The following is a 12,741-nucleotide window of genomic DNA, read 5'->3' on the forward strand; positions in this document are numbered from 1 at the left end:
CAATGGAGGATAAAGGAGTTATTGGATCATGAAAAAATTCATATTTGGCTGTCTCGTTACCTTTTCGGGTGTACTGCTGCTCTGTATTAAGTATCTGCTGATCGGCATGCTTGCCATTGCTACCAGAAGCAGCTATGAATTCATTGAACTGCATACCGGCTGGTCGATTTGGCCTTACATCCTAATCGTCATTGGCTTGTTGTTTATTGCAGCGGCCGGTTGGAAGCATTTGAATGCCAGCTACCCGAAGGATCAGATTTTTGAGGCGGAGACGGATAAGTAATCGGACTAGAAAAACATGAGGAGCTGTGACATAAATGGGTTTCTAACAAAAGCAAACTGGCTCGAATTTAAATGGTAATTTTCTAAGCACAAAACTATTCCAACGGATGCCTCTAACGGGTGCCACAAACGCTATTGGCTCCAAAAACGTTGATTTCAAATTATAGCGGTTGCCATGGCGCCTATTTCGCTTAACCAGGGCATTTTCGCCTAGATTAAGACAAATAACGTTGGTCACGTCCGTTAGAAATTGAAAAAGGTCTTTTTTCGTAAAATAGCAGCTGCTACACCCGTTAGATTTCCGGCGGGCGCACGATCGGCTCGAAAACCTGAGTTTTTGCGGAAATCTGAAAGGATCAGAGGTACGCACGGAGCAGCGGAGAGGACGAAGCAATTCCGGAAAAGCGGCAGCGTTCGCCTTTGGCCCGGAGGGTCAACAGCGATTGCAGGAATGCTTCGTTCTCGGAGCGCCTCCACAACATACGAAAGAAGTGCTCAACCCTTAACCGACCCAGCCAGACCGGAAACAAAGTATTTCTGGAACAGCAGATAGACACACAATGTGGGAATAATGGAGATCAGCACACCGGCGTTCAGCAGCGTGTAATCGGTTGAATGCTCGCCTTTAAAGGCAAGCAGCCCAGTGGTTATGGTCTTCATCGTATCCTTGGTGATAAAAATCTGCGCCATCAAAAACTCGTTCCAGGTCGCCATAAAGTCAAAGATAACTAGCGTGGCGATGGCAGGCATAGACAAAGGCAATATAATCCTGAAAAATTTCCCCATATCCCCACAGCCGTCAATCAAGGCGGATTCGTCGAGCTCCTTCGGAATGGTACGGAAGAAACCGCGCAGGATCAGAATGCCAAACGGAATGCCGAAGCCGACATACACGAGAAAGATTCCGGGATACGTGCTGACAAGATGCGTTTTGTTCAGAAATATATTCAACGGCACCAGTGTGGCCTGCATCGGGATCATCATGCCAATCAGGAAAAAGGCAAACAACGAATTGCTCCATTTAAAATTCAGCCGGGTCAGGGCAAACGCCGCGAGCGCTTCGATCAGAATGCCCAAGGGCACCTTGACGAGACAGATGAACAGCGTATTTCTCATATACATGCTCATTTTTCCCTGGTCCCACGCCTTCAGAAAGTTATCCCATTGAAATTTTTCAGGCAGCGCGTAAAACGGGCTTGTCATCAGATCCGCTCTTGATTTCAGCGCCGTGAAGGCGATAAACAGGACCGGGATCAAAAAAATGGCCGCCAAAATAATCAGGAATACATACCGCAGCACTGTTACTGCCGGATGAACTCTCAACTCCTCCATGCTGCATCACTCTCTTTCTGCACGTTATACATGGGATTTCTTCGTTGTGTAATACACATAAGGAATGATGATGGTCATGGAAACCAATACTAGAATGAAGGCAATGGCCGAACCCATTCCGATATTCGCAAACTTGAAGGTCTGGGCGTACATCCATGACGAGAGCACCTGGGTGCTTTCGGCCGGGCCGCCGCCGGTCATGCCGTAAATAATGTCATACACCTTCATGGAAGCGATCAGCGTCGTGGCGATCACGATGACAAACGTTTCGCGCAGCAGCGGCAGCGTGATATACAGAAATGACTGATACGGTTTCGCTCCGTCGATCAAAGCCGCTTCATACGGGTCCTGTGGAATGCTCTGCAGCCCTGCCAGAAAAAGCACCATGGGCTGTCCGATGCCCTGCCACATGGCCGCCACAAATACCGCGTACAGCGCAATATCCGGCTCTGCCAGCCAGGCGTGCTGCCAGCTCTCCAGTCCCAGCAATGCCAGCATTTTATTTACAAATCCCTGTGTCGGGTTGTAGAGCCAGGTCCAGCCGGTGGCCACAACAATCCCAGACAATACATACGGAAAGTAGAATACGCCGCGGAAAAAGATCCGCCCCTTCAGCTTTTTGTTCAGCAGCAGCGCAAGCCCCAGCCCTGCTCCCATGATCAGTGTCAGCGAACCGATCATCCAGAACAGATTGTTTTTCAGCGCTCTCATGAATACAGTATCCTGCGTGAACAATTCCGCATAGTTGCCTAAACCTACAAACTCCTTCTGGGGCGCAACTCCGTTCCAGCTAAAAAAGCTGAGAAAAAAGGTGTATACCGCCGGCACAAATATAACCGTTAAGTAAATGATTAAAGCAGGCAGCAGGAACAGCCACGGTTTAAGCATTCTGGTTGTCATTCCATTCTCCTCACTTCTGTTTGCTTTTGTATGCAGATACGGCATTCTCCATATTTTCAGCAGCCTGCTGCGGGGTCCACTCATTCAGTGCCACTTTATCCTGTGCTTCGAACAGCTTCTGCACGACCTCCTGCGGCAGAGCCTGGTCAGTGATTAGGAAACCGCCATCCTTCGCACTGTCAAGCAGCGGCTGAATATGAGGTGTTTTGTCCGAGACAGTGAAGCCCAGCGTGGCCGGTGAACCGTAATCATCGATATATTTATTGACCACATCAACGCTTGTTAAATACTCGCCGAGCTTGATAGCCGCTTCCTGCTTCGCAGGGTCGGACGCACCGTTGAGCTGCAGCATTTCAACGAACACGGATGCGCGTGCCGGCGTTTGTTCTGTCGGGAATTTGAAGACATCGAATTGTGCCGGGTCAAAGCCATTTTCAGCAATATTGCCGTCAAACCAGGTTCCCTCATTAATAATGGCCCCCGATTGCTGGTAAAACAGCATTTCGGCTTCACTTGGATCCAGTGACGAGTACCCCATCGGGAAGTAACCCTTGTCCGTATATTCTTTAATTTTTTCAAACGCTTTAACGACTGCCGGATCGTTCCATGATGCCTCCAGATTGTTCAGCTTGTCATGCAGCTCCGGACCGGCATAATGCTCCAGCAGCTGCTCGGTCAGACGCATCGTATGCCAACCGCCTTTACTGCCAAAGGCCAGAGGGGTAACCCCATTATCCTTGAGCGTTTGCAGTTGGGACTCAAATTCGGCAAATGTTGAAGGTGCCTGCAAATTCAGCTTTTGATACAGCTCTTTCGGGTACCACATACCCAGTACATTCAAGTGCAGCGGAATGCCGGAAATTTTTCCGTCATAGGTGGACATATCAATAGCGGTTTGATTGTATTTGTCCGGCCATTTGTGATCCTTCGCCACCTGAGTCAAATCCATGGTCATGCCATTTTCCGGGTAAAAGGAGCCCAGCGTGCCGCCCCACGTAAACCACATATCCGGCAGTGTCTTCGAGCTTGCAGCCACCTTGAGGTTTTCCTTGAACGGGTCCACCTCATACTGAGTAAGCTCCACATCAATATCCGGGTTAGCGCTTTCAAAATCTTCAACCGCCGACTGCAGCCATGCCCACCCCGTGTTCAGCGTCCAGAAGGAAATGCTGACCTTGAGGCTTCCGGAGGAGGATGAGCTATCCTGGCTTTGCTGCCCTGCATCCGAAGAACATCCCACCGCACTTGTAACCACAAGCAGAACACTAGCCAGCAATGCAACCCATTTTTTCATCTTGTAAGTCCCCCTACGTTTGTTGGTTGATAGCTTGAATGCGCAGTGCCTGATAAGGCTTGCCCGGCAATTGCACACGGCAATTTCCTTCATAGGTCCCCGGCAGCGGAGTCATCGTCATGTTCCATGTATCGATCAATTCAATGGCAAATGTGATGCCCTCCGGCAGCGGCAGCATGCGGAATCCCGGACGGCTTGAGCCGAAATAGGCGAGATAATATTCGCCATCTACTCCTCCCGCAGCTATATCCCAGTGAAAATCCGTCTTCAGGCGGTCCAGCTGCGGCCCGGCTTCGATGATTTGGCGGAGGAATCGGATTCTGGACGGGCTTTCTCCGTGCAGTGTTCCTCCATGTGACCACCAGATGATATTGTTTTCATGCAGAAAAGTTTCCCCATGCGTCACATAACCGCCGTTCAACATACCCTGCCAAAAGCATTCCACCATCCGCTCGGCCGTGATGTTGCCCCATCCGTGATTGAGATTGCCCTCATAGCGGCATTCGTCCACAACAATGGGTTTTCGGTAGGTCTCCTGCCATTCCTCAACAAAATGAAGATCATGATGCTGAATGCTTGCATGTGTAACCCAGGGCTTGCCATGGTCATACCAATGCAGGTTGCTGCGGTAATGGATGCCCGGATGGTGCCAGTTGTGAATAGACCGGAGATGACCGTAAGGATCGCGCTCCTGAATGATTTTGAAGAAGCGGTCCCAGTCTCGCATCGTTTTGGCCTTCATCAGATCGAACTCATTGGCCAACGACCACCAGATATTGCGAAACGCCGAGAGACGGGCAATGGCATAACGAAGATAAAAATCGTCCGTCTCCGGGCTCATCTCCGCGAATCCCCAGCGGTCATAGGGATGGAAAAGGATGAGGTCGGCTTCGATGCCAAGCTGCTGCAGATTTTCAATCCGGCGTTCAAGATGCTTCCAGTAGGCGGGATCGAATACCGTGAAATCCCAGCCCTCTTCAAGAGACCCTGCAAACGGGTACAGTTCCGGTTCGTTCAAATTGTAGTCATAATGCTTCGGAAAAACACACATTCGAATTTTATTAAAAGCACCCGCTTCCGCCAAACTGCGCAGGGTGAGCTCCTGCAGCTCTTCATCCTGGTGGTTCCATACATAACTCGTCGTTCCAAAAGGAAAAAAGGGTTTGCCGTCGGCATAAGCGAAATGGACTTCACGATCCACGCCAACGGGGCCGTGATTTTCTGCTGAAGGGTCAACACATGTGAACATGCCCTGAACCAGATTTAACTCAGGAATATTACTGACCGTTTCATAAGACCATTTCCCCAAGGTATCCGGCATAAAGCGTACACGGTAACAGCCTTCCCCGTCATAAAATCCGTCTGCCTCAACAATCCGGTGTCCTTGACGAAAGCGCGCTGCAAACGACACATCCGTAAAAGGGTTACCATCCTGCAGGCCGGGGAGGGACAGTTCAAATCTTCCCCAGCGTTCGATTTCCTGTGCATTCTCTAGTTCCTTCGTCACTCTTGATTCGCCCCTTTCTCTTACTCGTCATTCAAGCTCCTGCATCATTCATTCTAATGACTAAGGCTTGGGGAAAGTAGCGGGCGAATCGGCTTTTTCATATGCGATTTTGACGTGAATGCAGATGCAGCAGACGCTTCCGGTCCCGGCAATAGATGATTTTTGCAAAATCATACGTTTTTTTTACTTGAGCCCGATAATGTATGCTGGCTCCTATTTATTGATTTCGGTATTCAAGAGGAGTTAGTCCCGTACGGTCCTTGAACAGCTTGCTGAAGTAATAAGGGTTGCTGTACCCGAGATCAGCGGCGATTTCATACACCTTGCGGCTCGTTTCACGCAGCATTTTCCGGGCGATGTCCATTTTGTTGCGTATAATGTAATCGCTGAAATTTTCACCGATTTCCTTAAAAAAAATTCTGCTCAGGTATCCCGGACTCACGTGAATGGATTCCCCGACCCTGGCGAGTGTGACATCCTCCAGCAAATGCCGGTCCACATATTCCTTGGCCCTGCGCACAATAAAGCTGTCACTCTGTTCGTTGCGGGGAAAACGCAAAAGCGCGGACATATAGGCGTCAGGCAGGCTGGTAATATCCCTGCAGGGAGAAGGACCGCATGCAAAGATCAGGCGCACGTTCAACAGCTCAAGCACCTTCTGTCGCATACCCTTCAGATAACTTGGCATATCGCCATTCCCGGTGTGGGGGCGGACAGGCGCAATCCAGATTATTTCACGAAGGTTTCTGTGAAAAACCAGGCCTCCCCAATCCTTTGCCGTCAGCTTGCCGACGAGGTGCAAAATGGAAAGAAAGCGCAGCTGCTCCGCATCTTCATTCTCCTGAACCGCGTCGCATCTTTTGCGGATAATCGCCAGTTCATAACCTTCCTTATAGGAAACGTCCGCCAGTTCGGGCAGAAGCTGCAAAGGCTCCGCCGGAAACGTAAAAGGATCCAGCAGTGATAAGCAGAGTCCGTTTTTTTCTTCTTCCGTACGCCGCGGCGTCTCATGTGAAGTCAGTTTAAGGCGGGAGATGACCTTTTGCATCGTGTCCGCAATTTCGTCTTCATCCATGGTAGGTTTATGCAGATAATCGGCTGCTCCCAGCCGGAGGGCTTCCCTTACATAGGTAAAAGTATCATAGCTGCTGAGGAAAATAATTTGGACCTCCGGCTTCCTGTGCCTGATTTTTTGCGCCAGCTCAATCCCGTCCATACCTGGCATGCGGATGTCGGTCATGACAAAGTGAATGCTCTCTTGTTCCACAATCCGCAGCGCTTCTTCCCCGTTGGCCGCCTCAGCCTTCCAGCAGATCCCGAGACTTTCCCAATCCAGCATGTAACGCAGTCCCATTCTCACAATGGACTCGTCATCAACGACCAACAGATTCCACATCTCTGTTCCCCCTTGTCTCTGATGCTGCCGATTTCAGCGGTATGTTAACAATAGCTTTCGTGAGAGAGTCAGTTCGCTGCAGTGACAGTCCATACGGCTCGCCAAACCTGAGCAGAATTCGCTCGTGCACATTGCGCAATCCGTTATGATCGGTGCTGGTATGAGCCGCACCCTCTTCACCCACCCTGCCTTCTTTGTTATCCTCATGCGCATTCTCTTCCCACAGCAAAATTTCTTTGCCGGCAAAGCCTGCGCCATCATCCGTTATTTCAATGCACAGCGTTCCGCTCTCCTCGTCCGGTTTTGCCACAACGGAAATATGCAAGGTTCGGTCCAGCCCTCTGGCTCCGTGAAAGATCGCATTTTCCAGCAGCGGCTGCAATAGCATGGGCGGAATGGTCACATGTAAGCATTCGTGCGGAATATTCCAATCCACCGTAAAAACACTGGTGTATCTCAAATCCATCAAAGCGGCATAATCCTGCAGCAGCCGAATCTCCTCATCCAATGTCACCAGTTCGCTGTCCAGCTTCATATTCGCCTGCAACAGCTTCGCCAGCGATTGCAGCAGTTTGGCAATATGGGACGATTGCTGCAGTATGGCCAGCATACGAATGGAATTCAGCGTATTATACAGAAAATGCGGCTGTATGCGCGCCCGTAAAGCGTAAAGTTCGGCGTTACGCTTCTGACGTTCCTTCTCCTCGATGGACTGCACCAGCTTGTCGAGACGGTTGACCATCCTGTGATAGCTGCTTTCCAGGCGTCTCATTTCGTTGTCCTCCCCTACAGGTACGGGCGCTTTGAAATTGCCCTGCTCAACCTGGCGCATGGAGCGGATCAAGCGGTTGATCGGCCTCGACAGCCTTCTCGCAAGCAACCAGGAAACAGCAGCTGAACAAATCACCGCCCCCACCGCCACCAGGAAAGTAAAATAGCTGATGGAACGGTTGCCCGCCAGCAGCTGCTCACGATTGACTCCCAGATATACCTTCCACTTCAAGTAAACGCTTTCAAGAAAAACGCCGCTGTATCCCTCCTGCCCCTGACCCGCAGACGGACTCACCTCCCAGCTGCCCCGCTGCTCGCCCGTACCGATGGACAGCTGTCTGGCCGCAAGGGCAGGATCGGATGCATAAATCATATTCCGATTCTGATCAAGAACCGTTACTTTAACGGTCGGAAGCTCCAGCGTCTCTGCCAATTTGGGGATAAAATCAGGACTGATGAAGATAGCCATGACAGCCAGCGGTTGATAGTTCTCGTCCATCAGCAGCCGGGAGCCGATCAGGGCGGGGAAGGACCCGTCCTTAAACTGGTTGATCTCCCTCACCCCGGTAATGACAAAACCGCCCCGCTCTGCAAGCGCTTGTTGGTACCAATCCTCATCCGCTACCTTCTCCTTGGGGTTAATGACCGTGTTCCCGCTTATGCGGTAGCCGTTGACAGTTCCGTTCATGCCGTAAATCATCAGCCCCTTGATGGAGGAGTTGATGGAAGGATAGGCGCCCATGAGCCGGGCCATCGTTCTCTGCGCCTGGATTTCCGCGCTCCCCCACTGCTCCTTGGCCAAGTAGGGCTTATTTAAAAAGCTGAAAATGTCCGGCAAATAATACGGGATCATCGTAAACCGGTCAAAATCCCTGACCTGGCGTTCAATCGATGTATTAAGCTGGGCCAGAATGACATTCAGATCCTGCTCGTTCCTGGCCTGCAGCATCATGGAGGATTTACGGTAGGCCATCGTCCCGATCAGCAGCACCGGAATACTGCTCAATAGAATGAACACGACAAAAAGCTTTGTCTGAAAGCGGATGTTGGACCATTTACGCATTTCCTCACCTCTTGCTGTCTTGTCTTAAGTCTTGGACGCGCCGTTTCGTATAAATCTGTCTTACTTGTTGTCTGCCGCCTGCATCGCCAAAGCTGGGGCAGAGCATGAATTACGTTCCACAAAACGTGTGTCAACGGAAAATTTGGCTTTCACCTGCGGACCATTTTCAATAGCTTCAATCAGTTGATCCACTGCCAGTATAGCCATTCGTTCCTTTTCCACGTGAATGGTCGTCAGCTCAGGCGTCACAATCACCGACTCGGATATATTATCGAAGCCGATAACCGAGGTGTCCTGGGGCACACGAATCCCCAGTTCCGCCATCGTTTTCATCGCACTGATGGCGATATAATCACATTCGCAAAACCAGGCAGTCGGCAGTGGGCGACCACGCTCAATATAGGCGCTGAGCTGCTTTTTCAAGCTTTCCTGGGAGGTCAAGATCGTCGGTGATACTGAAATCACATCCGCATCCGCTACGGCAATTCCCCGCTCCGCCAATGCCCCCATAAATCCCCGTCTGCGTTCCTCAAAATTATGAATACGGACATCCGAAGCCATATAACCGATGGAAGTATGCCCGATATCGCAAAGATAGGAGCCCGCCTGATAGGCGCCCATTACATTATTGATTTCAACGAATTGCACGGGCAGCGTGTCATAACAAGTGTCCAGCACCAGAAGATTTGGAAGGTTATCATGAATATACGTGATTTGCTCGCGCGTCAAATTGGTGCCAAGCACGATGACGCCGTCGCTGCGCTTTTCTTCGGCAACCATCTGGATTTCTTTATAAAAGGATTCCATGTTCACCGTTGAGAAAATAAGCACATATCCCCTCTGCCTGCATCTTTCTTCAATAAATTGAATCAGTTCCTTGAAAAAAGGCTGCTGCGAATATTTATCAAGCACGATGCCGGAATTGGTGCAGACCAGAAACAGCAGTGATCTATCGTTTCTGACCGCTGCATTGGTTGATGCCCTGCTCTTGGGGAAATATCCCGCTTCCTGGGCAATTTGCAGAATACGCTCACGCGTATCTGCTGAAATTCCGGGTTTCCCGCTAAAAGCAAGCGAGACGGCTGACTTGGATACATTAGCCATCTTAGCTATATCTTCCATTTTCATAAGAAAATTCTCCATTCCTACAAGGTTACGGACAGTTAAGAGAAGTTTATACTGTTTGCCGTCAAGTTGCAATGTTTAGATCGATATTTTAGTGTTTTTTAGTTTATTTCACTAAAAAACATACCATAATCCCTTAATATTGTGCCCATCATTAAGCTGTCAGGGTTTGAAAAATATAAATGCAATGTGCTGTTTAGTACGTTTTTGCAGCCGTGTGATGTTAATGCAGGAGAAAAACCACCGCATATCCCAGCGGTGGTACTATACAGCAATTAGCTGTGGATTTGAAAACCTTTGATGAAGGAGCCTATTTATGGACTGCAATAAACAGGACATCTCCTTCAAAAGGATGCATATCGATGACCGTCATGTTATCCTGCAGCGATAGCGGCGGTGCCTTGGCAACACGTCTGTTTTCCAGCTCGAAAACGGTAATTTCGTAATCCGTAAGATCGGCGTTTAATTTTAACACCGTGTTCACGGGAACATATATGGCCGCTTTTTCGTATCCCGGGGTCGCGGCTGCGCGAATCTCCCGTGTATCATTCATAACGATATCCCATGGCTGCAGACCGGCCAGATCATATATTTCAAACAGCCATTTGGCAAAGCCGTAATCCCAGGCTCCCTCGAACTTTAGCGCCGTCGCCCAGTCATAAGGAGCGTCGAAGCCTTCCCCCGTTACCCCGAAGCGCTTCCCTTTCTTATGCCAGCTCCATATTCCGTGCGCCCCATAAGTAATGCCTGCGGCCGCGCCCGATAGCAGACTCTGCCAGGCCGCTTTGCGGACATCATAACGGGTATACCGTCCATATACCCTGCGGCTGTACCCCATCATCTCGTAGCATGGCTCCGCGTTCAGCACCGGCCGGGTCACGGGTTTGTTATAAAAATCAAGCGCCATCTCATACGACATGTGCTGAAATTCGGAATTATGCCCGGACTGGTACATATAGAAGTCCAAATCCGGATCATTAACAAAAACCTCAGGCAGTTCAACCAGCCGACCCTGGATATGCAGCGTAGTGAGGCACTCCCGGCTGATCTCCTTTACAATGCTGAGTGCGGTCCGGTAATACTCTTTTGCCCGTTCAGATGGAAAATCCGTATCACCGCTGATCACATAAATCGGATGAAATTTGGAAAATAGGCTGGCAGCATACCGCACATACGGCTCCACCGCCTCAAGCGGCATTTTTTTCTCCTCACGCAGCTGCCCTGCCCAGGTGTCGGGAATATAATTGCACCAAAGCAATACCAGAGCAGGCACGAAGCCTCGATCCACCGCCATTTGCACCATCTGCTGCGCTCTGGCGAAATAAGCCTCGTTCAGGGCATGAAAGTCGAAGCTGCCGTCCGGGTTGACCGCAAACGGCTTGATATCGAGATCGCTGCCGCTCGCATCCCACTGCTGCAGCAAATTGATCTGCAGGACATTGAACCCCTGGCTTCTGCGGTAATCCAAATAATAGACCCACTCTTCAAGCGTGATGTTCGTAAATGCGCTCCAGACTGTATCTGCCAAATAGAAAAAAGGTTTTCCCTCATGGACAAAATGCCGCCTATCACCTGATAAATCAAGCTTAATCATCTGTTAGCCACCCTTCTTTTCAAAAAAGGAAAACGGCAGGTTGCTCCACCGTTTTCCGCTGGTTCACTGGTTTTACGAAGTCACCATGCTTGCCTCTGTATCCGTCCGGCCTTCATGGCGGGCTTCTTCCTCCGCTGCGCGCTCTTTGACAAGCGCCTGTCTGTCAAGCGCTCTGAAGAACGGATAATAGATCAGCATGCACACCGGGATCAGCAGCAGCTGCGCAAAGGCGAGCCGCCAGCTGCCTTCAATGATGCCCAATGCGAAGATCGGCGTGCCGAAGGGTGGATAAATCCCGATCGGCGCAGGCAGAAGTCCGACTGTCGTTGCGAAATAACCGATAATGCAGCAGACGACCGGAGCAAGGATAAACGGAACAGCCAGAATGGGATTCATAACAACCGGGATACCAAAAATCATGGGTTCATGAATCGAGAAAAACGTTCCCGGAAGGCCCAGCTTGCCAATCGTGCGAAGCTGCTTGCTCTTGGCCAGGAAAGTCAACAGCAGGGCGAAGGCAAGCATCGGCGCATAGTTGGCGAAGATCGACCAGAAGGCCAGACCAATAATGTTCGGAAGCGGGCTGCCGGCTTCGAAAGCATTCAGATTGGCAAGGTCAAGACTCATCCAGATCGGCTTCACGATGGCCAGGGTCACGATGGCTCCATGAATGCCGAACATCCAGAGCAGCTGCATGACGATCAACGCGATAATCAACGCTCCGAGCGAGCCTCCCAATCCTTCCAGTGGCACCTGCAGATAGCTGTAAATCAATTGGTGCACCGTGACATAAGGGGTCTGCATAAACACCCCGGCAATGATCACAAACACGACAACAACCAATACGGCGGGAATCAGCCCCATAAATGTTTTAATGACGGTTGGAGGCACGCCATCCGGCATTTTAATGGTCCAGTTGCGGTCAACCACCCAGATATACATTCTTGCCGCCAGAAGTCCGACGAACATAGCCACAAACAGCCCTTGCGCACCCAGCCATTGAAACGGAAGCGCCCGGACCGTATCGAAGGTTTCGACAGGTGTCAGCACAAGAAATGATAGCAGGGCCGTTGCGGCCGGTATCAGCGGGTCTTTGTCAAACGATTGTGCCAGTCTGTAGGCGATGAAAAAGACGGCATAAAGCGAGATAATGCCAGTTGTCATCGTGGACCCGAGACCGATAATGCTTTTAATCGGAGCAATCAGATTTTGATAAGGCTCCCAGGCAAGCGCAGAGAAGAGCGTCGAAAACGCGCCGATGATCAGAAAAGGCAGCGTGGACATCAAACCGTTGGAAATCGCGCTCATATAACGGTTTTTCTGAATTTTCCCCGCAAACTTCTGCAAATTCTTAGTCGTGTTATTTGAAATGGCCATCATGGTCAACTCCTGATTAAGAGTTATGGTAAAACTATTTTAGAGAACGCTTTCAATTTACTGTACTTCATTCCAGCCTTCTAAAATAAACAACGGGGTG

At 50.2% G+C, this 12,741-nt stretch carries 10 protein-coding genes; 1 reads left to right on the forward strand and 9 read right to left on the reverse strand.

Annotated elements, in window-relative coordinates:
• Positions 1-28: 28 nt before the first annotated feature.
• Positions 29-283 carry a hypothetical protein gene (locus tag ACE41H_RS12675; protein ID WP_375355626.1) on the forward strand — a complete coding sequence of 85 codons (255 nt, stop codon included), beginning with the start codon at positions 29-31 and terminating at the stop codon, positions 281-283.
• A gap of 494 nt (positions 284-777) precedes the next feature.
• Here the strand turns inward: ACE41H_RS12675 and ACE41H_RS12680 are convergent, their stop codons facing one another.
• From ACE41H_RS12680 to ACE41H_RS12720, 9 genes are all read right to left on the reverse strand, one after another.
• Positions 778-1,614, reverse strand: a complete 837-nt coding sequence (locus ACE41H_RS12680; RefSeq protein ID WP_375355627.1) for a carbohydrate ABC transporter permease — start codon at positions 1,612-1,614, stop codon at positions 778-780.
• Between the two features lie 24 nt (positions 1,615-1,638).
• Positions 1,639-2,514, reverse strand: coding sequence for a carbohydrate ABC transporter permease (locus tag ACE41H_RS12685; RefSeq protein ID WP_375355628.1), 876 nt, complete (start codon positions 2,512-2,514; stop codon positions 1,639-1,641).
• Positions 2,515-2,524: 10 nt separating this feature from the next.
• Positions 2,525-3,808 (reverse strand): ABC transporter substrate-binding protein, encoded by a 1,284-nt coding sequence (locus tag ACE41H_RS12690; RefSeq protein WP_375355629.1) that lies wholly within the window; start codon positions 3,806-3,808, stop codon positions 2,525-2,527.
• A gap of 13 nt (positions 3,809-3,821) precedes the next feature.
• Complete coding sequence (locus ACE41H_RS12695; protein ID WP_375355630.1) at positions 3,822-5,315, reverse strand: DUF5605 domain-containing protein; 1,494 nt, start codon at positions 5,313-5,315, stop codon at positions 3,822-3,824.
• A gap of 217 nt (positions 5,316-5,532) precedes the next feature.
• Positions 5,533-6,711, reverse strand: a complete 1,179-nt coding sequence (locus ACE41H_RS12700) for a response regulator (protein ID WP_375355631.1) — start codon at positions 6,709-6,711, stop codon at positions 5,533-5,535.
• Entirely contained in the window at positions 6,689-8,545 is a 1,857-nt protein-coding gene (locus ACE41H_RS12705) for a cache domain-containing sensor histidine kinase (protein ID WP_375355632.1), read from the reverse strand. Before ACE41H_RS12705 ends, ACE41H_RS12700 begins: the two co-directional genes overlap by 23 nt.
• 60 nt (positions 8,546-8,605) lie before the next feature.
• The gene (locus ACE41H_RS12710) at positions 8,606-9,673 is read right to left on the reverse strand and encodes a LacI family DNA-binding transcriptional regulator (protein WP_375355633.1); all 1,068 of its coding nucleotides are present in this window, start codon (positions 9,671-9,673) and stop codon (positions 8,606-8,608) included.
• A gap of 307 nt (positions 9,674-9,980) precedes the next feature.
• Entirely contained in the window at positions 9,981-11,264 is a 1,284-nt protein-coding gene (locus ACE41H_RS12715) for a glycoside hydrolase family 140 protein (protein WP_375355634.1), read from the reverse strand.
• A 72-nt stretch (positions 11,265-11,336) separates the two neighbouring features.
• Positions 11,337-12,641 carry a PTS sugar transporter subunit IIC gene (locus ACE41H_RS12720; protein WP_375355688.1) on the reverse strand — a complete coding sequence of 435 codons (1,305 nt, stop codon included), beginning with the start codon at positions 12,639-12,641 and terminating at the stop codon, positions 11,337-11,339.
• Positions 12,642-12,741 lie beyond the last annotated feature (100 nt).

It is taken from the genome of Paenibacillus enshidis, assembly GCF_042136365.1.
Classification (GTDB): Bacteria; Bacillota; Bacilli; order Paenibacillales; family Paenibacillaceae; genus Paenibacillus; species Paenibacillus enshidis.